A 26,577-nucleotide genomic window follows, 5' to 3' on the forward strand; every position below is an offset into this window, starting at 1 on the left:
CAGGGGCAAATTGTCCTTCTTACGTGACGGCTAACGCCGAAGCCTTTTGCCTGATGTTTCGTTACTACCTTTGGTACCGCGAGATGCCGCAAACGGTCAATTTAACACAATTTAATTCCACCAATCAGTTGGTGCAGGCACTAAGTGCGCCGAATGATCGGTTTAGCTACACCATGTCGGCAGCGGACTATCAGTCGCGCTTTATCGATGCCCGTTTTTTTGGGTTTGGCATGTCATTTCGGATCGTCGATAGCGACAGCGCTTTGCTGGTTCGTTTCGTCTACGATGATGGTTCAGCGGCTGAAAACGGCTTGCGTCGTGGAGACCGCATCACGGAGATTGAAGGCAAGTCCATTGCTGAGTGGTATGCCGATATAGATGCAGGACGTGCCACCAATGACGATATGTTTGGCCCCAATGATGATGGCGTGATGCGCAATTTCGTTTGGACTAAACCGGATGGTACAGTAATGCAATCCGATTTTATCAAGCGCGAAGTAACCACCAATACTGTGTTGCATCGCTCTGTGATTGAAGAAGCAGGCAAGCGGGTTGGTTATCTGGTGTTTAATTCCTTTATTGAACTGTCGGAAACCGAGCTGGAGCAAGCATTTAGCTACTTCAAACAACAAAATATCGATGAGTTAGTTGTGGATGTTCGTTACAACGGTGGTGGCCTGATTCGGGTGGCAAGCCAGCTTGCATCCCACATTGCCTGGCCAGCGGTGCAAGGGAAAACCTTTGTGACCTTTGCTTATAACGATAAGAATAGCCACAAAAATCAAACATCCCTGTTCACCAATGTGGAGTTGAGGAATCTTACTGCCCTTGGGTTAGATCGCGTGCATGTGCTTACAACGCCTGGTTCTTGTTCCTCTAGCGAAATTTTAATCAACTCTTTATCTCCTTTTATTGATGTGGTGCAAATTGGTGAGGTAACTTGTGGCAAACCTGTCGGCCAACAGCCAGAGTTTTTCGATGCACGTAATCAAGTGATGTTTGCGGTGAATTTCCAGACAGTGAATGCGGACGGTTTTGGTGACTACTTTGAAGGCCTGATGCCAAATTGCCCTGCCCGGGAAACCATCCCGGGTGATTGGGGGGTAACTTCAGAAGCCTTGTTAAAGGAGGCGCTGTATTATGTAGCGAACGGTAGCTGCTCGGACAGCTCACAGCAGTTGTTTGACAGCTTGTTGTTGCAAGCAGACGGGCCTGTGCGTCTGACAGCGCCGAAGCAAAACCTGGCGCAGCCATTCTGGCAGCAGTGGAATGAACACTAACCTCTGAAGCTGCGTAAAGAAGGCCAACCAACAGAGTTGGCCTTTTTTTTGCTATATTTTTATACTAAGCAGCTAACGTGCAGAGGTGTTGCTCTGCAACCAACCAGCCAGGCGAGATAAGATGAGACGGTTTTTATATGCAGCAGTGTTCGCTAGTGTGTTGCTAAGTGGCCTTGGATTGGCAGAAGAAGTGCGTATTCGCCAGTTAGAAGCGGTGCAGCTGTATACCCAGGATGAGCTGTTGGCACTGATCCGAACCAACAGTCATTTGCGCCGGGTGCAGGACGACGATTGCCAGCTGGTGCGGGATATTGAAGCCCGTGCGGATATTATGAAGCTTCCAGCTTATCAGTTTTTGTGGGGCGATATGTTGGCTTATGCGGTTTGTGTGCCGCGGGATATTGAGCGGGGTTGGCAGTTGATGCAGGACTCCGCTGCTCAGGGTTTGCCGGAGGGACTGGAACAAGTGGGGCGTTATTACCACATTGGTCGCTTTGTTCAGCCCGATGCTGAAAAAGCCATAGTCTATTTGCGTGAAGCGGCCGCTCTTGGCAATTTACCGGCTACTATTCGGTTGGCGGAGATCTTGCTTGGCGATGCTGGCAGCCCGCGTGATTACGAGCAGGTCTATCGCTGGTTGCACCATTCCGTGACTGCGGATAGCACAACGCATCAGAAAATCAGCCAGTTACTTCGTCAGTTCGAACAGCGGATGCCTGAACGGGTGGTGCAACGGGCGCGCCGCCCAGTGTCCTGAATGTCATACAAGGATCCGCTGAAGGTGTTACACTGAAGATTAGTTAGGTTACAGAAGGGTCATGCATGACCATTAAAGATCCATTCCTTGCCCGTGAGCAGGAAAAGTACGACAACCCGATCCCAAGCCGTGAGTTTATTCTTGAGCACATCGAAAAGCGGCAACAACCTGCCTATTTTGAGGAATTGGTTGCCGAGTTAAAGCTGACCGATGACGATGCTATTTTCGCCTTAAAAAAGCGGCTGCGTGCTATGGAGCGCGATGGCCAGTTAATTTTTACCAAGAACCGGCGTTACGGTCTGGTCGATCGAATGGACTTGAAGCAGGGCCGGGTGATTGGTCACCGCGATGGCTTTGGTTTTTTAAAGCTGGATGAAGGCGGGCCGGATTGGTTTATTCCAAACCATGAGATGCAGCGGTTGCTGCATGGCGACAGAGTACTGGCCACCTTGACAGAAAGCAGCCGCGGCCGCCAAAAAACGGAAGCACGTATTGTACGGGTATTGGAACCACGCACTGAAGCGGTCGTCGGACGCTATTACCGTGATTATGCTCTGGCTGTGGTAGTGCCGGATGATCCGCGCATTGGTCAGGATATTGTGGTACCTGAAGGTGCCCAGGGCGAAGCGCGCCATGGCCAGGTGGTGCTGGTTGAGATTACCGAGCGGCCGACCAAACGGGTGAATGCCGTTGGCCGGGTGTTGGAAGTGCTGGGTGAACATATGGCACCTGGCATGGAAATCGAAGTTGCGATTCGTAACCATCAAATCCCGCACCAATTCCCAGAGGCGGTGAGCAAACAAGTCAGCCACTATGGTGAAGAGGTTGCCGCGGGCGATAAAGCCGACCGGGTCGATTTAACCGCCATGCCTTTTGTCACCATCGATGGTGAAGATGCCCGTGACTTTGACGATGCTGTTTATGCCGAGCCGCGTGATGATGGCGGCTGGCGTCTTTGGGTGGCTATTGCTGATGTCAGCAGCTATGTGCAGGTGGATACGCCACTGGATCAGGAAGCCTTATTACGCGGCACCTCGGTGTACTTCCCGGATCAGGTGGTGCCTATGTTACCAGAAGCACTGTCCAATGGGCTTTGCTCACTTAACCCGCATGTGGACCGGCTTTGCCTGGTGGCCGAGATGGACATCGGTGCCAATGGCAAATTGATGAATTACCGCTTTTTTGAAGCGGTGATGAACTCGAAAGCCCGCCTGACCTACAGCAAGGTGCATGCGATCTTGCAGGGCGATCTTGCTTTGCGTCAGCAGTACCAAGCCAATCTTACGGCACTGGAAACCTTGTACAGCCTGTACCGGCGGCTGGCGAAAACCCGAGCGCAGCGTGGCGCCATTGAATTTGAGACGGTGGAAACTCGCTTTATCTTTAACAGCCATCGTAAAATTGAACAGATTGTGCCGGTGCACCGCAATGATGCGCACAAGTTGATCGAAGAGTGTATGATCATGGCCAATGTGGCGGCGGCCCGCTTCCTCGAGAAGCACAAAACGCCTGCGCTGTATCGGGTGCATGAGCAACCGGACCCGGATCGCTTTGCCAACTTCCGCCGTTTCCTGGCCGAGCTTGGTATTGAAACCACCTTGCCGGATGAGCCCGAGCCGCTGCAACTGGTGCAGGAGTTGGCTAAGTTGGCCGACCGACCGGATCGCGAGCTGATTGAAACTACCTTACTACGCTCGATGAAGCAGGCGGTCTATCAGGGCGATAACCAGGGGCACTTTGGTCTGGCGCTGCCGGCTTATGCCCACTTTACCTCCCCGATCCGGCGCTATCCGGATTTGGTGGTGCACCGCAGTATTAAGTCGATTTTGCAGCAGCAAGGTCAGCACACCAAAGGTGCTCACCGATACAGCCCGGAGCAAGTGGAGCAACTCGGTGAGCACTGCTCAATGACCGAACGCCGGGCCGATGATGCTACCCGTGAAGTATCGGACTGGCTGAAATGCGAGTACATGCAGGATCATCTGGGCATGGAGTTCGATGGAGTGGTCTCTACCGTCACCAGCTTTGGCCTTTTTATCCGGTTAACCGAGCTGTACATCGAAGGGTTGGTGCATGTGACCTCACTGAAAAACGATTACTACCACTTCGATGCCGAGCGCCAGATATTGATGGGTGAACATTCCCGTCAGGGCTACCGGCTTGGCGATCTGGTCAAGGTCAAGGTGATGGCGGTCAATTTAGAAAGTCGCACCATCGATCTTGCACTGGAAGAAAGCGGTACACCACGCCGCAGTAAGAGCAAAGTCAAAGATCCGGCTCAGCCATTGCCTGGTAAGGTGGTGGTGAAGAGCGCGAAAAAGCCAGCTGGCAGCAGGCGCAAAGCGGTCGCAGCCAAACCGGCAGCCAAAGGCCGGCCGGGTAAGCCAGCCGGCAAAGGTAAGCCGAAGGCTAAGAAAAAAAGTTAAGGCTGACGGCGGAACAAACGATAGGCCAGCTGGCCGGCGATTTTTTCCCGGTACAGCTGCCAGCTGGCTGGTAACGCCTGCAAGGGTAGCTCTTTCTCGGTTTCCAGATAGATCCAGGCCTCGACACTGAGCCACCCGTGTTGTTCCAGCAATTGGCAGCATGGCTCGGCCAGTTGCTGACGAAATGGTGGGTCGATAAACACCAGATCAAAGGGTTGGCTGCAGCCTTGTTGCAAATAGTGCAGGCTATCGGTTTGTTGCACCTCGGCGTTGGCACCGAGGCTTTGGCACAGACTCTGTAGCTGCTGAGCTTGCTGCCGGTCTTTTTCCAGCAGCAACGCAAAGCTGGCCTCACGGGATAAGGCTTCCAGCGCCAGAGCGCCGCTGCCGGCAAAGCAATCCAGTACCCGTTGCTCCGCAACTTCCTGCATTAGCCAATTAAACAGAGTTTCCCGCACCCGATCGGTGGTGGGTCTAAGCCCTTCGGCATCGGCGACCGGAATTTTCCGGCCCCGCCAGCGGCCGCTGATGATCCGGATTTGCCCCGGGCTGGCTGGTTTTTTTGCTGCAGCTGGTCGTCTCATCTAATGGTTTATGCCTGTCAGTGAAGATGCTAGTATAACCACCAATTTTACCCGATCTGAAGTGCACTGACACCGACTTATGAGCAAAGAATCCAAACTCTTCTCCTGGCTTGGTTTTGGCAAGAAAGCGCCAAAGCCCGACAGCACTGAACCAGCAGAGATCACTGAGGCTGCAGACAGCCCTGAGCGAGTCGACAACCCTGAGCCAGTCGACAAAACGCCAGAGCCAATGACAAGCTCAGAGACTGAGGAAAAAGCCGAACCAGTAACTAGTTCTGAAAATGAGTCTGCACCAAAGTCTGCAGCTGATTATGCACCGCAGTCTATGAGTAAGCCTGAGCCGGTCCAGGCCAATAAGCCAGGCCTGTTGGCCCGCTTGCGGCAAGGGCTGAGCAAAACCAGTCAGAACCTGGGGGCGGGCCTGGCCAGTTTATTTTCCGGCAGGAAAATAGACGATGAATTGTACGAAGAGCTGGAAACTCAGTTGCTGCTGGCTGATGTGGGGGTGGAAACCACCCAGAAACTCATCAGCCAGCTGACCCAGCATGCCGATCGTAAAGCCTTAAAAGATGCCGACTTGCTGTATCAAAAGCTGCAGCAGGATATGGCAACTTTGCTGCAGGATGTCGAACAGCCGTTGGTGCCAGAGTGCCGTGAAGGTCCCTTCGTGATCCTGATGGTTGGTGTCAACGGGGTTGGTAAAACCACCACCATAGGCAAGATGGCGCAGCAGTTTAAGCAGCAGGGCAAAACCGTCATGCTGGCCGCCGGTGATACCTTTCGTGCGGCGGCAGTCGAGCAATTGCAGGTTTGGGGCGAGCGTAACCAGATCCCGGTGGTGGCGCAGCATACCGGCGCTGACAGCGCCTCGGTGATTTTTGATGCTTATCAGGCAGCCAGAGCGCGTAAAGCCGATGTGCTGATCGCCGATACCGCTGGTCGACTGCAAAACAAAGCCCACTTAATGGAAGAACTAAAGAAAATTGTCCGGGTGCTGCAAAAAATTCAGCCGGATGCCCCGCACGAAGTGATGTTGACGCTGGATGCCGGCACCGGGCAGAATGCACTTAGTCAGGCGCGCATTTTTAATCAGGCGGTGCCCTTAACCGGCATCAGCCTGACCAAGCTAGACGGTACCGCCAAAGGCGGGGTGATTTTTGCTATTGCCGATCAGTTTAAGGTCCCTATCCGTTACATTGGGGTTGGTGAAGGGATCGATGACCTGCGTACCTTTCACAGCACCGACTTTATCCAGGCACTGTTTAACAAGGACTCCTGATTATGCTGACGTTCGATCAGGTCAGTAAAAGTTATCCCGGTGGCTTTATCGCGCTGGATCGTATCAGTTTCGAGCTGGCCAAAGGTGAGATGGCGTTTTTAACCGGTCACTCAGGTGCCGGTAAAAGCACCTTGCTGAAACTTATCAGCCTGATCGAGCGCCCTACCAGTGGCCGGGTATTGATCAACAACGTCGATTTAAAGCGGATTCGCCGCTCCCAGGTACCCTATATCCGGCGTGATATTGGCATTATTTTCCAGAATCACCGTCTGCTGATGGAGCATACTGTGTTCGATAATGTGGCACTACCTTTGGTGATAGAAGGCTTTACCGGCAAAGAGATGGTCAAGCGGGTGCATGCGGCGCTGGATAAAGTCGGTTTGCTGGATAAAGTACGCTGTCTGCCGGAAACCCTATCCGGTGGAGAACAGCAGCGAGTAGGCATTGCCCGCGCTGTGGTAAATAAGCCACCTTTGCTGCTGGCCGATGAGCCGACCGGTAACCTTGACCCCGAGTTGTCGAAAGACATTATGCGGGTATTTGAAGCCTTTAATCAGGTCGGTGTGTCGGTACTGATTGCCACCCACGATCACAGCCTGGTAGCGCGGATGCGGTACCGTACCCTGACGTTAAAACAGGGCAAAATGATCAACGATGGCTTATTGCAATACGAGGAGCCACTGTGAGTATTCTGTTTTCCGGTCGGGCGGCTGGTGCCAGCAGCAGACAGATCCATCCATTGCAGCGCTGGTTGATGTTTTGGGTGCAGCACCTGCGTCAGTGCATTGGCAGCCTGGGTGAGCTGTGGCGCACACCGCTGGCGTCCTTGATGACCATAGCGGTGCTTGGTGTCAGCCTGACCCTGCCAACGACGCTGCATTTGCTGGTTAAAAACGTGCAAAGTATCAGTGGTAGCTTTACTCAAGCCGCCGAGATCAGCTTTTTTATCAAAGATGACGCCACCGATACCCAAATCAGTACGCTGGTCACCATGCTGAGTGCTGATCCGGATATCGAGCAGGTGCGTTTTATTTCTAAAAGCGATGCTATGGCAGAGTTTCAGCAAGTATCGGGTTTTGGTCAGGCATTGCAGCTGCTGGACGATAACCCCTTGCCCCATGTGATCCTGGTGTTACCGCGTCATACCCAGCCTCAGGCGGCGGAGCAACTACGCCGTCGTATTGAGCAAGAGCGGATTGTTGATTTTGGTAAACTGGATATTGCCTGGCTGGAACGACTGGATGCCATCTTGCTGTTGATGCGCCAGGCGGTGCTGGCTATTGCCTTGTTGCTGTTAACTGCAGTACTACTGATTATCGGCAATACTATTCGCTTGTCCATTATCAATAAGAAAGAAGAAATTGAAGTGATGAAGCTGGTCGGGGCCACCGATGCTTTTATCCAGCGACCTTTTTTGTACACCGGCGTCTGGTTTGGCGTTTTTGGTGGTTTGCTGGCCTTTCTGGTGGTGGAGTTGATGGTGTGGTGGTTGGAAGGAGCTATCGGTCAGATCACCGATTTATACCAGAGTCATTTCACCCTGATGACGATGAGCTTTAGTGAGTTTCTGGCGTTGTTGTTGCTTTCAGTTCTGCTTGGACTGGCCGGCTCTTACATTTCTGTCAGTCGCCATATTCGTGCCATTGAGCCAAGTGGCCCCTGACACTCTGGGGTGCACAGCTACAGCTGCAGCTGTTCTGCCCAGTCAATGGCATCCAGGTAGAGCGAGCGGATGTCGGTTTGGCCAGGAATGAGCTTGCTGCTGGCTTGTTCACACAGCTGCCAATTGGCTTGTTCATAATCTAGGATCAATTTCAGTGGCTTACTTAGCGGCCCTTGCTGCTGCAGTAAAGCCACCTTGATACTTGACTCCAGTGGCAGCTGCGACAGTACCTGATCCAGTGGCTGCTCCAGCAAGGCATCAATCAAAGACAGCATGCCGGTTAAAAAAGCACTGGATTGCAGTTCAGTCTGGCCAGCTGCCTTGGTCACCAGATCGCAAAAGCGGGCCCGGATAATGGATAACTTGAGTAGTTCAGGTTGTTTATTTTCTGCCAGGTTGGACAGCGCAACCAGAGCGATAAACTTTTTCAGCTCGACTTCACCCATAAACACCATGGCATGTTTTAGCGACTGAATAGGGTTAGGGCGGGCGTAATAGGCGCTGTTGATAAAGCGCAGCAGCTTGTAGGATAACCCCAGATCTCGCTCCATAACCTGCACCAGCTTATCAAAATCCAGCTCCGGCTCGGCCGCTTCGGCAATCAGGGACAACAGGTGTATCTGGTGATGGCCAAGGCGTTTATGCTTGAGCATTTCGGGCCGGGCAAAGAAGTAGCCCTGAAAGTAATCAAACCCCAGCTGCTGCAGCTGCTGAAATTCGGCCATGGTTTCAACTTTCTCGGCCAACAGCTTGCCATGAAAGTCTTTTAGCTCAGCCAGTTTCTCTGCCAGGCCCGACAGTGGGTTTTGTTGGATGTCAATTTTCAGGTAGCTGATGTAGGGCATCAGCCGCTGCCACTGCGAATGAAAAGTGAAATCGTCCAATGCGAGCTGATAGCCCTGTTCATGCAGTTCACGGCAGGCGGTGAGCAGCTCGCTGCTAAAGTGCACCGACTCCAGAATTTCAATCACGGTTTTGCTTGGATCGAGTGCGGTAGGAAATTGATACAGCAGGCTGTCTTCAGCGAAGTTTATAAAGGCCAGTTTATCGCCGGTAATGCGCTCCAGGCCAAACAGCAGATGTTGTTCAGAAAGTAGCCGACTGGTCGCTTCATCCGGATCAATATCCGGAAAGCGGTTTTGTGCACTATCCCGGAAGAGCAGCTCATAGCCAAGCAGCTGCTGCTCTTTGTCAAAAATGGGTTGGCGCGCCACAAAACCGTACATGAAATGGGTTCCTTTTGCTTGCTCAGCTCAGTGTAAAGCAATTTCTTCGTGCCGTATATTACTGATGGCTATGAAGATAGCGGCCTTAGAAAAATTAATTCTGGCAAAGCTGAAACTAAAATTAGCACTCTCCGTCAAAGAGTGCTAAGATACTTTTCAATTTGAGATGGATGGAAGCCCAGCATGACAAAATCATCTGAACTTATGACCCTGACCTTAGGCGCCAGCAGTAGCTTTGAAGCATATACCCAGACGGTTAGCTCCATTCCGATGTTAAGCGCGGAAGAAGAGAAAGGCTTAGCTGAGCGTCTGCATCAGCATGGCGATTTAGCAGCCGCCCGTCAGCTTATCATGTCGCATTTACGCTTTGTGGTGCACATTGCCCGCAGTTATTCAGGTTATGGTTTGCCAGTCAGCGACTTGGTGCAAGAGGGCAATATCGGCCTGATGAAAGCCGTTAAACGTTTTGACCCTTCCGTTGGAGTTCGCCTGGTTTCTTTTGCCGTGCACTGGATCAAAGCCGAAATTCATGAGTACGTGTTGAAGAATTGGCGCATTGTGAAAATTGCCACCACCAAAGCCCAGCGCAAACTGTTCTTTAACCTGCGTAAATCGAAAAAACATCTGGGCTGGTTTAGCCAGGATGAAGTCAAGCATGTTGCCGAGTCACTCGGTGTAGCCGAGCATGAAGTGCGCGAGATGGAATCTCGTATGAGCAACTACGACATGCCATTCGATGCACCCGAAGGTGATGACGACCAGGCTTACACAGCACCGGCTTATTACCTGGAAGATAAAAGCTCGGATCTGGCCAGCCAGGTGCAGGACCAGCAATCCGGTGATATGGCGCATGACCAACTGCACGCAGCCTTGCGTACCTTGGACGAGCGTAGCCAAGATATTATCCAAGCCCGTTGGTTGGCACAAAGCAAGATGACCTTGCAGGAACTGGCCGAGCGTTATCAAGTCTCTGCCGAGCGGGTACGCCAGCTGGAAAAAAATGCCATGAAAAAGCTGCAAGCTGCGATGAGCTAAGCAACCTTGGTCCATAAAAAAACCACCGCTTGCGGTGGTTTTTTTATGGACCAAGGTTAACCTGGTTTGCTTCTAAATCCGAGGTGGCAAGCCGGCTTTGCTTTGCCTCATAACCAGGGTGGGTTAAAAATTTGTTGATTGAATGTGGGTTGTTGGCTAGATTGAACCCAGCAAAAACGCGCCATAGGGTGCAAACTGGCCGCATTATTCGGGGGCGATAGCCTATGAAAGCAATGGTATATGAACGATATGGGCCGCCCGAGGTGCTGCTATTGAAGGTGGTTGAAAAGCCCAGCCCTCAGAGCAATGAAGTCCTGATAAGAACCCACGCGACCACAGTCACATCCGGGGACTGCCGGATACGCAGTCTTACAATGCCTGTTGGTTTTGGGCTTATCTCGCGTTTGGTATTCGGCATCTCAAAGCCAAGGCAAGCCATATTAGGAACAGAGATCGCCGGTGAAATTGAAGCCGTTGGCAAAGACGTCAGCAAGTTCAAAGTTGGCGACCAGGTGTTTGCATTAAGCGATATGAGCATGGGCTGTTATGCCGAGTACAAATGCATGCCGGAAGATGGGGCTTTGGCATTAAAGCCGTTCAATCTGAGCTACGATGCAGCCGTAGCACTGCCGTTTGGTGGCACGACGGCGTTGGATTTTTTCAGACGAGGCAAGCTTCAGCGCGGGGAGCGAGTTCTGGTGAATGGTGCTTCCGGCGCCGTAGGCACGGCTGCGGTGCAGCTGGCCAGGCACTTCGGTGCGGAGGTGACCGGAGTATGCAGTACGGCGAATGCTGAGTTGGTCAGGTCGCTGGGTGCCAGTCATGTCATCGACTATACCAAAGAGGACTTTTGTCGAAATGGCGAAAGCTATGATGTTATTGTCGATACCGCTGGCACAGCTCCGTACGCACGTTGCAAAGCCTCGTTAAAAGAAGGCGGGCGCCTGCTGATGGTGTTAGGTGGGCTGCCGGACATGCTGCAGATCCCTTGGGTGTCAATGACGAGCAGCAAGAAAGTTATTGCCGGACCAGCGGCTGTGCGCGCAGAAGATCTGCGTTTTCTTGCAGAGTTGGCTGTAGCCGAAGCATTCAAACCGGTCATCGATCGGCGCTATCCGTTTGAGCAGATCACCGAGGCGCATCGCTATGTCGACACCGGGCGCAAGAAAGGAAATGTTATCATCAGGCTGCAGCATGACGATGAAAGCTGGCAGTAAGAATGCTTAAGGTAACCATCGGTTGGGCTGCCGTTAAATACAATCTTTATTTTTCAAATGGAGTTTCGTTTGAGCCGTGTCGATTATACGAAATATAGTTTGTTGGAATTGTATGAAGCGCTTGAAAGCATTGATGCTGCTGCATTTCCTGAAAATTACGAAAATTTGATGGCTGAGCTCGCAAAGCCGGAACGAAATAATGAACAGACGCTCAGCGAACACAAAGAGAGAAACGAAGCTGAGCTAATAATCTTTAAGCGTGTAATTTGGATATTCGTCGCACTGATGATGTTTGTGGCTTCTGCTGTCATGCATATAGAGGGAGTCATTAAAGCAAGAGGTGGGAGAGTGATTGTTACCTTAGATGACAACCCGATAGGTTTTCACCTGGGTATATTGGCATTTATATGTCTTGGAATTTATTCAATATATATAGGTGTTTTTGGGGATCTGAAAACAAAAAAACGTATTTAAGAAAATAGGAGCTGCCTTAATGCCTCGATATGTCTCTGTCCTGTTGGTTTTTATGCTGCTGTTTATCAGTGCTTGTGCACAGCAGCCTGTGCCTGCGAAAACTGCGAAGGTACACGATGCCTTGCAACAGCGCGAGCAGGGGCAAACAACCTAAACCGGTAAGTACTTGCTGGTGTGGGAACAGCGCGCCGTGGACTGGCTGATAGTGTTTTACAGCCTGAGCAGCAATCAAACTGAGGTGCGTCGCTAACCGTGGCCGATGTGTAGCTGCCACAGCATGGGTGAGAATGAACACTACAGAGGTTACGTGATGAAAAAACGATTGGTTTTGTGCTTAGCTTGCTGTTCGCTGGCAGCTTTTTCCTGTGAGGAGCACCGTATCGACTGCAACAAGGCCTATAGCACTTATGACATCAATCAGTGTGCAGCCATGGAACTGGACAAAGCCAGGCAACAGCTGACGGACTATCTGGAAACTGTACTAGAGCATCGTCGTGATGATGCCGAACTTGTGGCAGCGATACAGGCAGCTCAGCAGGATTGGGAGCGTTATGCCAGTGCGCATTGCCAGGCGGTCTATACCCAGTGGCGCGATGGCACCATTCGGACAGCAATGGCACTGTCCTGCATGACCGAACTCACCCAGCAACGGACGCACGAGCTTTGGCAGCGCTTTCTCACCTTCATGGATAGCACACCGGCCGTGCTGCCAGAGCCAGGCCTGTTAGAACTGCCCTAAAAATGGCAGTTTTGCCTTTGCTGCTTTCATATCTTAGTGGGGTGTTGGCGGGTTTTTGCAGCGCCCGGTTTGACCGGGCTCTGCTTCGAAATAAAATAGCTTTTTGTTATGGTAACCTTGGTTGTAACCATTGCTGCATCCGCTCAGTAAGCTGGGGTGCCAGGTGCATCTTGCCAAAAGCATGCTCTCCGGGTGCCAGCTCGTCACTGCGTAAAAAGAAATGATCCTGGTCCGGCATGATCTGCACAGTAAAATCCTGAGTTGGAGCTAACAGAAGAGCCTGCATCAATTCCGGCGCATTGACGCGGGCGGATGTCAGGGTATCAAGCGAGCCATACACTGCCAGGACTGGTTGCTGCACCTGAGTTAGTGCCGGTCGTGGGTCATAGCTGAAGAAAAAGCTCATCCAGGGGTCCAGCACCGTGCGGCTAAAACCTTCGATCATGCCTTGTTCCCGTGCTTGTGCCTCCGCAATATCGCCCAGCTCAAATAGCTCAATGACCAGCTTTTCCATGTGCTCCATAGACCCGCCAGCGACTGAAAGCGCAACAATCTGCTGCAATAACTCTCGGACCATTGGCAGTCGTGGTGAATGCTCGCCAAACTGGCGGGCAAAGTTGGCAACTTGCTGATCCACCCAGACAACCTCTCCGGGAAGCGCCGGTGTACCAAGCAAAATCATCCAATCCACTGCCTCTGTTCTGGCATTGGCAACTTGCGGTGCAATCATGGCTCCTTCACTAAAACCAATCAGGCCCAACTGGCTGAGTTGGAAATGCTGTTGCTCTTGCAGGAAGTCGATCACAGCTACCATATCGGTGACACGATCTGCCGTGGTAGAGGCTCGGGTTGAGGGGCCTGTTGACTGCCCTGTGCCACGATCATCCAACCGCAGCGAGGCGATGCCATGACGCTTCAGATAATCTGACATCTCTTTGAACATTGGGGTACCTGAGATAATGCCATCGCGGACATGGTCACCTGAGCCGGTGAGCAAAATGGCGACAGGAGCTGTGCTAACGCCGTCCGGAATTACTAAGGTGCCGGCTAAAGTGACGGCGGGATCAGGGGTGCTGACTGTGACTTCAATATCCTGTGCCTGGGCGGTTAGGATCCAAGCCAAAGCGGACATTGTGAATAACCAGTGTTTCATTGTTTACCTCTTTATTTTTGACAAATGAAGCATGCCGTATCGCAAATGACATGCCATTATTTTTTATTATAACAATCAATTACCTATGTCTTTCTGCAAGGTGAGGTATGAGAAAGTTGGTGAAAGATTAGCGGATTGAGCCAAAAAATAGTTTTCTGCACAAGCTGTCAACGACAGGGCTCACCGCAGAGGCAACTGGTGGTCAGGGTCTAATGTCGTGTCTAAGAGCAGCTATCTGGTGGCAAACGGCTCTTCATTGTTGTAAGGTCTTGCCTTTTCATAGTTCAGATCAAGAAGAGCGTGAACCCATGAGTGATTTCCCTGCCTGCCCAAGCTGTGGCTCCGTCTATACCTACCGGGATGGGGCTCTGTTGCTCTGCCCTGAATGCGACCATGAATGGCAAGCCGGCGAAGAAACCCTGCCAGACGATGACTTCGTGGTAAAGGATGCCCATGGTAATATTTTGCAGGATGGCGATACCATCACGGTGATAAAAGATCTGAAAGTGAAAAGCAGCTCTTTGATCGTGAAAGTGGGTACCAAGGTGAAGAACATCCGCCTGGTCGATGAAGACCACAACATCGATTGCAAAATCGATGGCATAGGTGCGATGAAGCTAAAATCTGAGTTTGTAAAGAAAGCCTGAGTCGCCGGGCGTTTTGGGCGATGATGGTGGCCAATTTTTTTAGGTGAGTATGAGGACGTAATGATGACGAAGCGACAAGGAGTTTACCTGGGATTGTTTGCAGTGCTTGGTTTGGTGTTACTCAAGCTGAATGTCGTAGAGGTAAATGTTAGCGTCACACATAGCCAAAATATTGCTTTGGAGCAGGGCTGGGATAACAGCCTTGCGGATATTGAAAGGCACCTGCAAGCGTTTAAAGCAGATACGCACGTACTGGCCGGTTATTTACGGCCGATGGGAAAAACCATAGCGGACTTTGAAGGCGCTTTAACAATGAGCATAGTCGCTGACGAGAATACCTATGCAATTAAGTTTGCGTCTCCTGAAGTGTTGGATCCTTACCGGCCTGGCATGGTTAATTTTGGCAAACAGTTCGAGGCCTATCTACTTAGCAACCATGAAGCAATAACAGACTAACGGGCTGGCATCGGCTCATTTTAAAACCCTCTTGACTCTGTAGTTAGGTCTATAGTGTAAGCTCGAAGCTGAGTTGACGTTTCTCAAGAGGGAGCCCATCCTATGAGTGCTAGCAAAACGGCGGTCTTGTACCGCATGATGACGGCTAAACACCAATGCCCTTATGGGCTGAAAACACAGTATTTACTCCGTCGTGCCGGTTATCAGGTGGAAGATCACCACCTGACAAGCCGAGATGAAATTGATGCTTTTAAAGCCAAGTATCAGGTGAAAACAACCCCGCAGGTGTTTATTGATGGTGAGCGCATTGGTGGTTACGAAGACCTGCGCCGGCATTTGGGCAAGTCGGTGCCTGATGCCAATGCCACCAGTTACCGGCCTGTTGTAGCGTTGTTTTCACTGACGGCATTAACAGCCATGGCGTTGAGCCTTGGTGGGCATGGCGCTGGGCTTTCAGTGCAAACCGTGGAATGGTTTATAGCGCTGTCGATGGTGGTGCTGGCGTTGCTCAAACTGCAGAATGTGGAAAGCTTCGCTACCATGTTTCTGAACTACGATGTAATGGCGCGTCGCTGGGTGCCCTATGGCTATGTTTACCCCTTTGCCGAAGGCCTGGCCGGCGTCTTGATGGTAGGTGGCTTACTCAATTGGTTGTCTATTCCGTTGGCGTTGTTCATTGGCAGCGTGGGGGCTTTTTCTGTCTTTAAAGCGGTATACATCGATAAGCGTGAGCTTACATGTGCCTGTGTCGGCGGTTCGAGCAAGGTTCCTCTTGGCTTTGTGTCCTTGCTAGAAAATCTGATGATGATCGCTATGGCGAGTTGGATGTGGTATGCCCATGGCTGGTTTTAGCGGGCAACTGTGACGACCTGGCTGAGAGGTGATGTTGCATCAATCACTGGCGTTACTCCAGTGCCGCGATGGCTGGTGCTGTGAAGCCGGCGGCAATCACCCGGTGATGTTCGGGTAAAAAGGCTGAAATGGGTACCAGCTCTACTCCGAGCTCGGGGAGTTCGGCTAAACGCTGTTGCAAAAAGCGGTAGGTTTCAGGGTAAGGGTGGCCGATGGCAATGGCTCTGTTGTGTCGTTTGGCAATGCGGATCAATAAATCAAATTGCTGCTGCAGCGCATCTTCACTGACATCATTATCCAGAAACACGTGCCGGCTCAGACTGGTAACGCCGTGCTGCTCGGCCTGATAGCGGGCTCGGCTATGCACAGTAGTCAGGCTATCGACAAAAAACAATTGCCGTTGTTTTAAATACTGCATCAGCCAGCTCATCGGTTGGTCTAGTTCTGTCAGCAGGCTGCCCATGTGGTTATTGACACCGATGGCGTAAGGAATATCCTGCAAGGCATAACTGAGCTGCCGGGTAAAATCTACCCGGTTCATATCGTGGGTCAGGCCGCCGGGGCCTAAGGCTTTGCCGTTGCTGGCCTGCATCGGCATATGCAGCATCACATCCTTGCGTTGGCTGTAGGCCAGCTGGGCGGATTGTTGACCATAAGGGGTAAAAGGCAATACAGCGATGGTAAGCGGGTAGGGCAGGCGCACCATATCCAGATCACTGCGTTGGTAGCCAATATCATCGATGATAATGGCAATTTGCGGTTTGGCCGCTACGCTGGTGCAGCAGACAAGCAAACACAGGAAGAGCAGTTTTAGTAATCCGTGCACAGGTCGCGTTCGTTCTTATTGTTGATGGCGAAAGCACTGGTTAGCATTTCACCTTGAGCTTGTTTTTTTCATTATAAGTCGTTTTTTGACCAGGGAAAGCCCAAATTTTACCATTTAACCGAATGGCCGCGTGCTGCTAACGACTCTGCAACCAGCTCTGTGGATTGACCGCTTCGCCCTTGTCACGGATCTCAAAATAAACTCCTGGTGTTGCCTGGCCTCCGCTGCGACCGACCAGAGCAATTTGCTCACCCGCCATCACTTGTTCACCAGGCTCTTTCAGTAAATTCTGATTGTGGCCATACAGGCTCATAAAGCCTTCACCATGATCCAGTACCAGCACCCAACCATAACCTTTTAGCCAATCGGCATAGATCACTTGGCCGTTAGCAATGGCGCTAACTGCACTGCCTTCGCTACCTTCAATCAGGATGCCACGAGAGCGCAAACCGCCCTGACGCAATTCATTGAAGCGTTGCAGTAACCGACCTTGTAATGGCCATTGCAATTGGCCTTTAAGCGCAGTTAAACCAGAGAGCTGAACTTGCTGAGCCCGGGCTTTTAAGGCATCGATAGTCGCTTGCAGGCTGCTTTCATTTTGGCGCAGATAACTGAGTTGTTGGCCTTGTTCTTCCAGCAGGCGTTGCAACGAACGAACCGTGCTCTGTTGTTCCGTGCGGGCCAGTTGCAACTGCTCTTGGCGCTGTTGCAGGCTTTGCAGTTGTTGTTCCAGTAATTCCTGGCGGGATTGCAGCTCTGCCTGGACGCTTTCTAATTGTTCGGCGGTACTGCGGATCGCGCTTAATTGCTGCATCCGTGCCCGGTTAAAATACTGGTAATAAGTGAGTACCCGCTCCAACTGGCTGGCGTCCTGTTGATTGAGCAGCAGCTGGGTATAATCATGTTGACCCAGTTGATAAGCACTTCGCAGTTGCGCAGCCAGTTGCTGCTGCTGTCTGGCAAAGTCTTGCTCTAGCTGCGCTTGCTCGGCAACCAGTTGTTGCAGCCGTTGCTCGGTTTCACGCAGAGCTTGTTGTTGTTGCTGTACTTGCTGGCTGGCAGTGGCAAGAGTTCTATCCGCTTGCTGCAGCAGGTTTTCGGCTTGTTGCAGCGCCTGTTGTTGTTGCTTTAGTCGCTGTTCTGTCTGGCGAATGCTCTCTTGCACTTCGGCCAGCTCTTGCTCTGAGCTGGCGCGGGGATCCTGAGCCTGCAGCGCAGTGGTAAACAGCAGCAGGCTAGTCAATAGAAGCAGCTTAAGCGCTGGCATGGGTTAGTTCAGTTCAAACAGGTTGTGGCCTGTCATCTCGGCGGGTATGGCCATGTCCATCAGTCGTAGCATGGTGGGGGCTATATCGCTGAGAATGCCTTTCGTGGCGGCCTTCGCTGAGCGTCCCACATAAATCAGCGGTACCGGACAACTGGTGTGAGCGGTATGTGCCTGACCGGATTGATGATCAGTCATTTGCTCGGCGTTGCCGTGATCGGCGGTGATCAGGCATTCGCCTCCTACCTGCTGCAATGCTTCTACCACCCGGCCAATGCAGTGATCGACTGCCTCAACAGCTTGGATGGCTGCCGACAGAATACCGGTATGGCCCACCATATCACCATTGGGGTAGTTGCAAACAATCACATCGTACTTGCCACTGTGAATGGCGGCGACCAGCTGATCGGTTAATTCTTCCGAGCTCATTTCCGGTTGCAGATCGTAGGTAGCCACCTGCGGCGATGGGATCAAAATGCGCTCTTCGCCGGGGAACACGTCTTCCCGGCCGCCGCTAAAAAAGAAGGTAACGTGGGCGTACTTTTCCGTTTCAGAAATGCGTAGTTGGGTTTTCTGATGCTTAGCCAGCCACTCTCCCAACACATTATTCAGGCTTTCTGGCGGAAAGGCCGCTGGCGCAGCTAGATCAGCTGAATACTCGGTCAGCATAGTGAACTGGCTCAATTGTGGACGCTGGCCACGCTCGAAACCTGAGAAATCATTATTGATAAAGGTCTGACTGATTTGGCGAGCGCGATCGGCGCGGAAGTTCATAAAAATAAGGCTGTCGCCATCCTGCATACGGATCACATCGCCTGCAGCATCGGTGATAGCGGTTGGTTTAACAAACTCATCGTTTTCTTCACGCTGATACGCTTGTTGCAAAGCACTGATGGCATCGCTACTCAGATACTCGGCCTGACCCTTGGTTAGTAAGCGGTAGGCTTGCTCTACACGCTCCCAGCGGTTGTCTCGGTCCATGGCGTAATAACGGCCTACAATGGAGGCAATCTGGCCACACGACGCTTGGTCAAAGTAGTCCTGAACACGCCGTAAGGAGGCTTCGGCGCTGCGAGGCGGCGTATCGCGGCCGTCTAAAAAGGCGTGCAGGTAGACTTTTTTAGCACCCTGAGCTCTGGCCATCTCCAGCATCGCCAGTAGATGGTCTTCATGGCTGTGCACACCGCCAGGTGACAACAAGCCCATTACATGCACAGCACCATCCGCTTCGACAGCCTTGGCGACGGCTTGTTGTAACACTGGGTTTTGTTGGAAGCTGCCATCTTCGATGGCTTTAGTGACCCGGGTAAAATCCTGATAGACCACCCGGCCGGCACCCAGGTTGACGTGGCCAACCTCGGAGTTACCCATCTGGCCATGAGGCAAACCAACATCCATGCCCGAGCCTGAAATCAGCGTATGGGGGTAGTCCTGCCACAGCCGATCCATTACTGGGGTATTGGCCTGAGCAATGGCATTGGCATCTTTGTCTTCACGGTAACCCCAACCATCCAGAATCATCAATACTAACGGTTTTTTTGCCATGCTCATGCTGTCGGTTTCTCCATTGGATTATGCGTCAATCTGAATGCTTTATCTTACCTGTTTTTTCTGCCGGCTGCAGCCCTGAACCGAGGCTGTCGGGGCTGTTTTATTGATACAAAGCGGGTATACTCTTGCTCTTTCAATTTGGCAAGAGTGCAAGAGAGCGTCATGGAGCAGTGGATAGAATTTATCGGTAACAACCTTATATTAAGTCTGATCTGGGCAGCACTGGCATTTATGTTGATCTTTGGCATGATCAAATCCCGCTTTTCCAGCATCAAACTGGTCAGCCCAACCGAGCTCACCATGTTGGTGAACCGGCAGAATGCAACTGTGGTGGATATTCGCCCGGAGGCCGACTTCAAGAAAGGCCATATCACAGGTGCGAAGCATCTGCCACTGAACGACATTATTCAAGGCGAAGCGAAAGGCCTTGAAAAGCTCAAAGCGGCCCCCATTATTGTGGTATGTCAGGCTGGCATTTCAGCGCAAAAAGCTGCGTCTGCACTTGCAAAGCAAGGTTGCAGCGAGGTGACGGTGTTACAAGGTGGAATGAACAGCTGGCTTGGTGCAAGCCTTCCTGTTGTTCGTGCAAAGTGAGGAACTCATGGCAGACGTAACTATTTACACCAAAGCTTATTGTCCTTATTGTGTACGCGCAGTGGCATTACTCAACAGTAAAAAGGTCAATTTTCAGGAGTTTCGCATTGATGTGCAACCTGAATTGCGCCCACAGATGATTGAAAAAGCGGGTGGCCGAAGCACGGTGCCGCAAATATTTATCAATGATCAGCACATTGGCGGTTGCGATGATCTGGTTGCTCTGGATGCAGCCGGTAAACTGGACCCGCTGTTAGATTAATTATTGACTCAGAATTTTAGGACTTATCATGGCCGAACAACAAGCAAACGGCGTTGCAAACGAGCAACAGGATCCACAGGCACTGCAATTTGCCATTCAACGTATCTTTGTAAAAGACATTTCTTTTGAAGCGCCAAATGCGCCTGCGATTTTCCGTAAAGAGTGGAAACCAGAGGTAAAGCTGGATTTAGATACCCGTAGCGATAAGCTGGAAGATGATGTCTATCAGGTGGTTTTATCCCTGACTGTCACCACGACGGTGGGTGAAGAAACGGCATTTTTGTGTGAAGTGCAGCAAGCGGGTATTTTCAGCATTGCGCAACTGCCTGAAAATCAATTGGCGCATATGCTGGCATCCTTCTGCCCGAACATTTTGTTCCCGTACGCGCGTGAGGCTGTCTCTAACCTGGTTAACCGGGGTACTTTCCCGCAGCTGAACCTGGCGCCGGTAAATTTTGATGCGTTGTTTGCTCAGTACGTGCAACAGCGTCAGGCTGAAGCAGGTGAAGCACCACAGATTAACTAAGCTTCTTTCGCAAAGCCAAAAAACGCGCTGTCAGTGACAGCGCGTTTTTTTGGTCAAAAAGCATTAGCCTGTTTGCTGGCGAATGGCTCGGGATTCTCTGGCAATGACTGCTGCCAGTTCCGAAGGTAGCACCGCTTTACTGAATACATGCCCCTGAATGGTCTCGCAGCCCATCACATGCAGCAGATAAGCCTGCATCTCGTTTTCAACCTGGCATGCAACTACCCCCAGCTGCAGATAGCCTGCCATTCGAATCAGACTGGCTGTGAGATTGCGATCAAGCTCAGATTGCTCCAGTTTTTGGATGAGGCTGCCATCAATTTTGATTTGGTCGAAGGAGAAATCACGTAGATGCTGCAAGGCAGATAAACCTGACCCAAAATGATCAAGCACCAGGAAAAAACCGGCTTCTTTGGCGCTTTGCAAAATACGTTTACTTTGTTCGGGTTGTTGTTCCAGGATGGTCTGGTCCAATTCCAGCTCAAACTGTTCCGGCTTAAGATTGTGTTGTTGTAGTTGCTGCAGATAATAAGTCAAAAAATCCGGTTGAAAGAATGTCCTGCTGGCAATGTTCAAGGCTAGTCGACCACGCATTAAACCCGTATTATTCCAGTGTTTTAAATGCTCACAGGCTTGCTGCAATACCAAGTGGTCCAGATGAATGATGCTATCACTTTCTGCTGCGATACTCAGAAACTGAGCAGGTAACAGCAATCCTCGCTGGGGGTGCTGCCAGCGCACCAAAGCTTCCAGACCTGTGACCCGATTGCTGCTAACACATAGCTTGGGTTGGAAGCTGAGTCGTATTTCCTGATTCTCCAAGGCTGATTGCAGCTCTTGTTCAAGCAAAAATGAATCACTGGAACGTGGCAGGGCCGCCTGATGGAAAAGTTGGATTGGGGAGGCTGCTGAGCGAGCTCGCTGCAGGGCATGATCAGCACTTCGCAACAATTGATCGTAACTATGGCCATCATTCGGGTATAAGGCGATTCCCATTGCAGGTGTCAGGGCCGGCTCTACGGTTGAACGCTCCAGTGCAGCCATGACTTGGCGTGCCAGTCGGTAACAGTGCAGATCCAATCGTTGGCTGGCCAGATAGGCTGGCAACAAAATGCCGAATTCGTTGGTGCTTAATCGGGCTAGCAGCAACCCGGTAGGTAGCTGCGAGCGAATCGCTGTGGCTAACTCGGCTAAAGGAAGGTTTTGTGGCATGTTATCTGAGTCTGAGTTGAGTTGCAGGATCATCACTGCAAAGACTGGGTGTTGCTCAGTGACCGATTGGAGCTCGCGTTCCAGATAATCCATAAACACAGCCCGGTTGGGCAGTCTGGTGCCAGGATCCTTGGTATTGACTCGGCGCAACTCCAACTCATTCATTTTTCGGGTGCTAATGTCGGCAAAGGTTGCCAGATACAACGCTGGCTTGGATTTGGTAGCCGGTCGCAAACAACTGATGGATAAATCCAGTGCAAATACCTGTTGGTTGGCTTTGCGGCTCCAGATATCACCGTGCCAGAACTGGCTTTTTAGCAGGGACTTTTGAATCGTGTAGGCAATGTCTTCAGGCTCCCCCTGGCTGTTAAATACTCGCAGGGGCTGACCAATTACCTGTTCTTTGCGAAAACCGGTAATCCGGCAAAATGCAGGGTTTACTTGCTGGATGTCCAAGTCTGCGTCCAGCAGGCAGACGGCATCCTGATGTTGGTGGATAAAGTTATGCAGCTGGCTGGCGGCTTGATTTGCACGATGCAATTTGAACCAGAGCGATAGGCTTAGCACGACAAAGATTAGCAGCAACACGTAAACAGGGACTGTGGAGGATGTGACGGAAAAGGCAAAAGCAGGACCGCTGACAAGCAGAAGAGTGGCAGTACAAAAAATGCGGCCGAGCTGCGCCATAGTAACAACATCCCTGTGTTGACCAAAATCTGAACGTTAACTATAGCGCTGCCGGCCAAAAGATTGCAACTTTTAATGCAGTTTTCCAGACAATAAATCGAAAAGAGTATTTTAGTGCAAACTAAAGTGACGTTTTCTGTCAAAAGCCTTTACAGCTGCTAGATAGAGCAGATGTCAGTCTGCCTTTTATCTGTTATATTTCTGCTTTTTGAAAGGTCTTTTCCACCACTATTGAGGTTCTATGTTTGAAATCGCCCTCTTTGAGCCACAAATTGCGCCAAACACTGGAAATATCATCCGTTTATGCGCCAACCTAGGCGCTCAGTTGCACCTGATAGAGCCTCTGGGATTTGAGTTGGAGGAAAAAAAGCTACGCCGGGCTGGATTGGATTACCATGATCTAACCCGGGTACACCGGCATGCTAATTACGCTGCATTTCAGGCGGTTATCGGTTCGCGCCGGATCCTGGCCTGCACCACCAAAGGCAGTCAGAGCTACCATCAAGTGGCGTTTCAGTACGACGATGTGCTGTTGTTTGGCTCTGAAACCTCGGGTTTACCAGATTCGATTCGGGATGCCTTCCCTGCCAGTCAGCGTATTCGTATTCCGATGCAGCAAAGTAGTCGTAGCCTGAACCTGGCGAATGCGGTGGCTATTATCAGTTACGAAGCCTGGCGTCAGCAGGGCTTTGTTGGCGGAAGTTGAGGGGCAGTGTCATTCCTGCATGGCCCTATAGCGGGCAAAGAACTGCAGTATTGAGTGCATCGTCTGCTCTCGGATACTGGCTTGCTCCAGCAGTAACTCGTGCTTAGCCCCGGCAAGAACTTTCAGTTCGCGCAGCTCTGGCCGCTGGGCAACAAACTGCTGTTGTGCTTTATTATTCACCACCCGATCAGCACCTGCCTGAAGAACCAGTAGAGGGAGCTCAATACTGTGCCCGGCCGTTGCTAAACGCTGCATCACCTGATCGGCGGCCAACAACCAGTCGAGCGTCACGCCGCCGAGTTGCAGAGTTGGTTCGGCCTGATACAGCGAAAGTAGCCATTGGTACTGTTGGGGGCAACTGGTCAGGCGGTTGGCAGGAAACGGATCGGGCCGGTAATTGCCCTGACCGGGTAAATACCAACTTTGGCTTGACAGAAGCCGGTTGAGCCAGCGCAGCGCTCGCACCACAGGCATTGCCGCTTTAAATGGCAGTGGTCCCGAGTAGATACCTAGCATCGGTGAGCACAGCACGGCCGCAGCAAACGGATGCTCTGGGTAGCGCAGCAGGTAGTTGGCAAAAATCGCGGAGCCCATCGAATGACATAAAGCCAAATAGCGTTGGTGTTGGCTTGGGATCACGACTTGCTGCATAAAAAACTGCCAGTCATCGCTGTAATGATCAAAGGTGCAGATATGACCTTTATGCGGATTGCTCAGCTCACGCGCTGAGGCACCCTGTCCCAGATGATCCAGAATGTAGACACTGTAGCCGGCCTGTACCAGCTCAAAAATCACCGCGCTGTATTTTACGGCCATTTCGATACGACCTGCACTGATAACGATAGCTGTGGTCGCGTTAGGAAGTCTGAAACAGCTGTAGTGCAACACCTGCCCGCGTTGATTGAGCATCTTGTCGTGCTGCATTTGTTGCCATAATGGTTGCCAGTGATGCAGCCAGTTTTGCTGCACAAGGTTCTCTGTGTTCAACTGGTCACTTGCTGGCATCGGTTGATTCCTTTAAAGTTGAACTGCAGTTTCCGGGTAAGGTCAGCACCAGGCAAAGCCCCGCGGGTTGATTTAGCTGGGCTTGCAGCTTACCGCCATGAAGGCGGACGGATTCAGCGGCGATTGCAAGACCAAGACCAAAACCGCCAGTTGCACTGCTGCGACTGTGGCTGACCCGGTAAAAGGGCGTGAAAATAGCCTCCAGTTCGGATGCCGGCACCCCAGGGCCCTGATCGCAGATGCTGATTTGTAACTGAGCCGCGTTTTCGCCTAACTGGCAATGAATGATGCTGCCTGCAGGACTGTATTTCAGTGCATTGCGTAAGATATTTTCCAGTGCTCTGCTAAGCAAGCGCTTGTCAGCCATTCGTTCGACCAGTGCCGGGCAGTCCAGACTGATGTGCTGTTGCTTATGTTGAGCTTCTAATTGGCTGCTGTCTACCAGCTGCTGTAATAGCTCGGATAGATCCAGTGGCTCAAGCTCAAGTGGATAATGGCCACTGTTGAGTCGGCTGTAGGTTAGGAGTTCATCCAACAGGGCATCCACTTGCTCCAGCTCGTATTGCAACCGTGGTAGTTGTTTACCCTCCCCCTGGCGCTCTTCCAATGCCAGCGCCAGCTGTGCCCTGGTTAAAGGGGTGCGAAGTTCATGCGACACATCGCGCAGCAGACGCTGCTGCCCCTGGAGTAAGCCGCTAATTCGCTCTGCCATCGCATTAAACCCCCGGCCCAAAGCTCCAAGTTCATCATTTCGTTGTGCCAGTTTACTGCTTCGCTGAGCCAGCTCGCCAGCAGCAAAGCTCTGATAGCTGTGCAACAGTTCGCGCAGTGGCCGTGTAATGGAGATCGCCAAAAACAGACTGGCAATAGCAGAAATCAGGAATAAGCTGAGCAACAACAAGGATTGCGGCAGTGCGCTCAGCTGCCACCAGGGTTGTTCTGGGCGTTGCCGCTGCTGATACAACACCAAAGCACGGCCTTCTACCTCGATGGCGACCGGGCCAGCCAGAAACAGGTTGGAGTGATGCAACAGGCGTGGTTGCTCCAGATCAGACAGCTCGGTCAGCCAGTTGTGGTCAAACTGCCTTGGCAGCCCAGCAGGATTGAGCACTTGCTGCTGCTCAGGGTCTACCAGCAACCAGCGGCCTTGACGTCGTCGTTCAAGTCGTTGCAGTAAATCAGCCAGTGAGTCGGCATCGCTGTAAAAGCGAGCCGCCGCATGCAACTGGTGCTGCATCGGTGGCGGCAGTCGCCGGATCTCGGTTTGCTCGGGCAGGCCTCGGGCAATCAGTAAGGTGGCTGCCACTGTGGCCAGAATCACCAGCCAGAACCAGAGAAAAATCCGGCTGGCTAAATAGTGCAGCGGGTTTTTTAACATGGATCCGACTCCGGCACAAAGCGAAAACCACTGCCGCGCAATGTCTGGATGTATTCTTGCGCACTGTGCTGCGCCAGTTTGCGACGAATGTTGCTCAGATGCATATCCAGGCTGCGATCATGCAGTTGTAGGCTGCGCCCCAGCACCTGTTTGCTTAATTCTTCTTTGCTGATGACCTGGCCCACCCGCCGTATTAAATAATCCAGCAGTTGAAACTCGGTGGCTGTCAGTTGCACTGGCTGTTGTTGTACTGTGAGCTGATGGCTGGCACTATCCAGTTGCAGATCGTGCACTGTGATGGTGGTCACTTGGCGTTCTTTGTTCTGCTGCACCAGTTCGATGCGACGAAAAATCGCTTTGATGCGTGCGACCAACTCTCTTGGGTTAAACGGCTTGGCCAGGTAATCATCAGCACCCAGTTCCAGGCCAACAATACGGTCTATTTCATCGCCACGGGCGGTCAGCATCAGCACAGGACAATTGCTGGTTTTGCGCAGCTGCTGCAACAGGCTAAAACCATCCATGCCTGGTAGCATCACATCCAGTAGCAGCAAGTCATGCTGTTGGCTTTGAGCGCGCTCCAGGCCGGCCGGCCCGTCGTGGCTGGCATCAAACTCGAAGCCATCCAGCTGCAGGTAGTCTTTGACCAGCTCAGTCAGAGCGACATCGTCATCGATCATCAGGATTCGGTTCATCAAACTCACTTCAATGCATTGCTCTGGTGATCAGTCTAACGTCATCCGGGCGCAGCGAACAGATCTTTACGGAACCTTTACAC

At 51.7% G+C, this 26,577-nt stretch carries 27 protein-coding genes; 17 read left to right on the plus strand and 10 right to left on the minus strand.

Annotation, left to right across the window (positions count from 1 at the left end):
* The first annotated feature begins 23 nt into the window (after window positions 1–23).
* The 3 genes from JJU14_RS03205 (at window position 24) to rnr (ending at window position 4,463) form a co-directional block, all read left to right on the plus strand.
* Window positions 24–1,280, plus strand: coding sequence for a S41 family peptidase (locus tag JJU14_RS03205; RefSeq protein ID WP_228611156.1), 1,257 nt, complete (start codon window positions 24–26; stop codon window positions 1,278–1,280).
* 121 nt (window positions 1,281–1,401) lie between these two features.
* A complete protein-coding gene (locus tag JJU14_RS03210) occupies window positions 1,402–2,037 on the plus strand; it encodes a tetratricopeptide repeat protein (RefSeq protein WP_228611157.1) in 636 nt (211 codons plus the stop codon).
* 65 nt (window positions 2,038–2,102) lie between these two features.
* Window positions 2,103–4,463: a ribonuclease R gene (gene rnr / locus JJU14_RS03215; protein WP_228611158.1), complete on the plus strand. Its 2,361-nt coding sequence runs from the start codon at window positions 2,103–2,105 to the stop codon at window positions 4,461–4,463.
* Here the strand turns inward: rnr and rsmD are convergent.
* Complete coding sequence (gene rsmD, locus JJU14_RS03220; RefSeq protein WP_228611159.1) at window positions 4,460–5,047, minus strand: 16S rRNA (guanine(966)-N(2))-methyltransferase RsmD; 588 nt, start codon at window positions 5,045–5,047, stop codon at window positions 4,460–4,462. The two genes, rnr and rsmD, sit on opposite strands and share 4 nt — an antisense overlap.
* A 79-nt stretch (window positions 5,048–5,126) precedes the next feature.
* Between rsmD and ftsY the strand changes: the two genes are divergently transcribed.
* Genes ftsY through ftsX form a run of 3 tightly spaced genes read left to right on the plus strand, consistent with a single transcriptional unit; the run spans window position 5,127 to window position 7,989 of the window.
* Entirely contained in the window at window positions 5,127–6,326 is a 1,200-nt protein-coding gene (ftsY, locus tag JJU14_RS03225; RefSeq protein WP_228611160.1) for a signal recognition particle-docking protein FtsY, read from the plus strand.
* A 2-nt stretch (window positions 6,327–6,328) separates the two neighbouring features.
* On the plus strand, window positions 6,329–7,012 hold the full coding sequence (gene ftsE / locus JJU14_RS03230) for a cell division ATP-binding protein FtsE (RefSeq protein WP_228611161.1): 684 nt from the start codon (window positions 6,329–6,331) through the stop codon (window positions 7,010–7,012).
* Entirely contained in the window at window positions 7,009–7,989 is a 981-nt protein-coding gene (gene ftsX, locus JJU14_RS03235; RefSeq protein ID WP_228611162.1) for a permease-like cell division protein FtsX, read from the plus strand. Before ftsE ends, ftsX begins: the two co-directional genes overlap by 4 nt.
* Window positions 7,990–8,006: 17 nt before the next feature.
* Here the strand turns inward: ftsX and JJU14_RS03240 are convergent, their stop codons facing one another.
* A complete protein-coding gene (locus tag JJU14_RS03240; protein ID WP_228611163.1) occupies window positions 8,007–9,215 on the minus strand; it encodes an HDOD domain-containing protein in 1,209 nt (402 codons plus the stop codon).
* Between the two features lie 183 nt (window positions 9,216–9,398).
* On the opposite strand from JJU14_RS03240, the gene rpoH reads away from it, so the two are divergent.
* From rpoH to JJU14_RS03260, 4 genes are all read left to right on the plus strand, one after another.
* Window positions 9,399–10,250, plus strand: a complete 852-nt coding sequence (rpoH, locus tag JJU14_RS03245) for an RNA polymerase sigma factor RpoH (RefSeq protein ID WP_228611164.1) — start codon at window positions 9,399–9,401, stop codon at window positions 10,248–10,250.
* Window positions 10,251–10,474: 224 nt separating this feature from the next.
* The gene (locus JJU14_RS03250; RefSeq protein WP_228611165.1) at window positions 10,475–11,467 is read left to right on the plus strand and encodes an NAD(P)-dependent alcohol dehydrogenase; all 993 of its coding nucleotides are present in this window, start codon (window positions 10,475–10,477) and stop codon (window positions 11,465–11,467) included.
* A gap of 69 nt (window positions 11,468–11,536) precedes the next feature.
* Window positions 11,537–11,941, plus strand: coding sequence for a hypothetical protein (locus JJU14_RS03255; protein WP_228611167.1), 405 nt, complete (start codon window positions 11,537–11,539; stop codon window positions 11,939–11,941).
* 310 nt (window positions 11,942–12,251) lie between these two features.
* On the plus strand, window positions 12,252–12,680 hold the full coding sequence (locus tag JJU14_RS03260; protein WP_228611168.1) for a lysozyme inhibitor LprI family protein: 429 nt from the start codon (window positions 12,252–12,254) through the stop codon (window positions 12,678–12,680).
* Between the two features lie 106 nt (window positions 12,681–12,786).
* On the opposite strand, the gene JJU14_RS03265 is transcribed toward JJU14_RS03260, so the two are convergent.
* Complete coding sequence (locus tag JJU14_RS03265) at window positions 12,787–13,833, minus strand: alpha/beta fold hydrolase (RefSeq protein WP_228611169.1); 1,047 nt, start codon at window positions 13,831–13,833, stop codon at window positions 12,787–12,789.
* Window positions 13,834–14,141: 308 nt separating this feature from the next.
* Here JJU14_RS03265 and JJU14_RS03270 point away from each other — a divergent pair, with 308 nt between their 5' ends.
* From JJU14_RS03270 to JJU14_RS03280, 3 genes are all read left to right on the plus strand, one after another.
* Window positions 14,142–14,480 (plus strand): zinc ribbon domain-containing protein YjdM, encoded by a 339-nt coding sequence (locus tag JJU14_RS03270; protein ID WP_228611171.1) that lies wholly within the window; start codon window positions 14,142–14,144, stop codon window positions 14,478–14,480.
* Between the two features lie 93 nt (window positions 14,481–14,573).
* On the plus strand, window positions 14,574–14,936 hold the full coding sequence (locus JJU14_RS03275; RefSeq protein ID WP_228611172.1) for a hypothetical protein: 363 nt from the start codon (window positions 14,574–14,576) through the stop codon (window positions 14,934–14,936).
* Between the two features lie 102 nt (window positions 14,937–15,038).
* Complete coding sequence (locus JJU14_RS03280; protein WP_228611173.1) at window positions 15,039–15,788, plus strand: glutaredoxin; 750 nt, start codon at window positions 15,039–15,041, stop codon at window positions 15,786–15,788.
* 52 nt (window positions 15,789–15,840) lie between these two features.
* Here JJU14_RS03280 and JJU14_RS03285 read toward each other — a convergent pair whose 3' ends face one another.
* The 3 genes from JJU14_RS03285 to gpmM form a co-directional block, all read right to left on the minus strand.
* Complete coding sequence (locus JJU14_RS03285) at window positions 15,841–16,614, minus strand: divergent polysaccharide deacetylase family protein (protein ID WP_228611174.1); 774 nt, start codon at window positions 16,612–16,614, stop codon at window positions 15,841–15,843.
* A 136-nt stretch (window positions 16,615–16,750) separates the two neighbouring features.
* Window positions 16,751–17,881 carry a peptidoglycan DD-metalloendopeptidase family protein gene (locus JJU14_RS03290; RefSeq protein ID WP_228611176.1) on the minus strand — a complete coding sequence of 377 codons (1,131 nt, stop codon included), beginning with the start codon at window positions 17,879–17,881 and terminating at the stop codon, window positions 16,751–16,753.
* 3 nt (window positions 17,882–17,884) lie between these two features.
* On the minus strand, window positions 17,885–19,429 hold the full coding sequence (gene gpmM / locus JJU14_RS03295; protein ID WP_300976138.1) for a 2,3-bisphosphoglycerate-independent phosphoglycerate mutase: 1,545 nt from the start codon (window positions 19,427–19,429) through the stop codon (window positions 17,885–17,887).
* A gap of 162 nt (window positions 19,430–19,591) precedes the next feature.
* Here gpmM and JJU14_RS03300 point away from each other — a divergent pair, with 162 nt between their 5' ends.
* Genes JJU14_RS03300 through secB form a run of 3 tightly spaced genes read left to right on the plus strand, consistent with a single transcriptional unit; the run spans window position 19,592 to window position 20,811 of the window.
* Entirely contained in the window at window positions 19,592–20,023 is a 432-nt protein-coding gene (locus tag JJU14_RS03300) for a rhodanese-like domain-containing protein (protein ID WP_228611177.1), read from the plus strand.
* A gap of 7 nt (window positions 20,024–20,030) precedes the next feature.
* Window positions 20,031–20,285 (plus strand): glutaredoxin 3, encoded by a 255-nt coding sequence (gene grxC, locus JJU14_RS03305; protein ID WP_091338924.1) that lies wholly within the window; start codon window positions 20,031–20,033, stop codon window positions 20,283–20,285.
* A gap of 28 nt (window positions 20,286–20,313) precedes the next feature.
* Window positions 20,314–20,811, plus strand: coding sequence for a protein-export chaperone SecB (gene secB, locus JJU14_RS03310; RefSeq protein ID WP_228611178.1), 498 nt, complete (start codon window positions 20,314–20,316; stop codon window positions 20,809–20,811).
* A gap of 63 nt (window positions 20,812–20,874) precedes the next feature.
* On the opposite strand, the gene JJU14_RS03315 is transcribed toward secB, so the two are convergent.
* Window positions 20,875–22,563: a GGDEF domain-containing phosphodiesterase gene (locus tag JJU14_RS03315; protein ID WP_228611179.1), complete on the minus strand. Its 1,689-nt coding sequence runs from the start codon at window positions 22,561–22,563 to the stop codon at window positions 20,875–20,877.
* Window positions 22,564–22,951: 388 nt separating this feature from the next.
* On the opposite strand from JJU14_RS03315, the gene JJU14_RS03320 reads away from it, so the two are divergent.
* Entirely contained in the window at window positions 22,952–23,416 is a 465-nt protein-coding gene (locus JJU14_RS03320) for a tRNA (cytidine(34)-2'-O)-methyltransferase (protein ID WP_228611180.1), read from the plus strand.
* A gap of 9 nt (window positions 23,417–23,425) precedes the next feature.
* Here the strand turns inward: JJU14_RS03320 and JJU14_RS03325 are convergent, their stop codons facing one another.
* The 3 genes from JJU14_RS03325 to JJU14_RS03335 are packed head-to-tail and all read right to left on the minus strand — an operon-like array spanning window position 23,426 to window position 26,494.
* Window positions 23,426–24,421, minus strand: coding sequence for an alpha/beta fold hydrolase (locus tag JJU14_RS03325; RefSeq protein ID WP_228611181.1), 996 nt, complete (start codon window positions 24,419–24,421; stop codon window positions 23,426–23,428).
* Window positions 24,408–25,799 carry an ATP-binding protein gene (locus JJU14_RS03330; RefSeq protein ID WP_228611182.1) on the minus strand — a complete coding sequence of 464 codons (1,392 nt, stop codon included), beginning with the start codon at window positions 25,797–25,799 and terminating at the stop codon, window positions 24,408–24,410. The genes JJU14_RS03325 and JJU14_RS03330 overlap by 14 nt, the downstream gene beginning before the upstream one ends.
* Window positions 25,793–26,494, minus strand: coding sequence for a response regulator transcription factor (locus JJU14_RS03335; protein ID WP_228611183.1), 702 nt, complete (start codon window positions 26,492–26,494; stop codon window positions 25,793–25,795). Before JJU14_RS03335 ends, JJU14_RS03330 begins: the two co-directional genes overlap by 7 nt.
* Window positions 26,495–26,577: the final 83 nt, after the last annotated feature.

The organism is Alkalimonas sp. (genome assembly GCF_020831925.1).
Lineage (GTDB): Bacteria > Pseudomonadota > Gammaproteobacteria > Enterobacterales > Alteromonadaceae > Alkalimonas.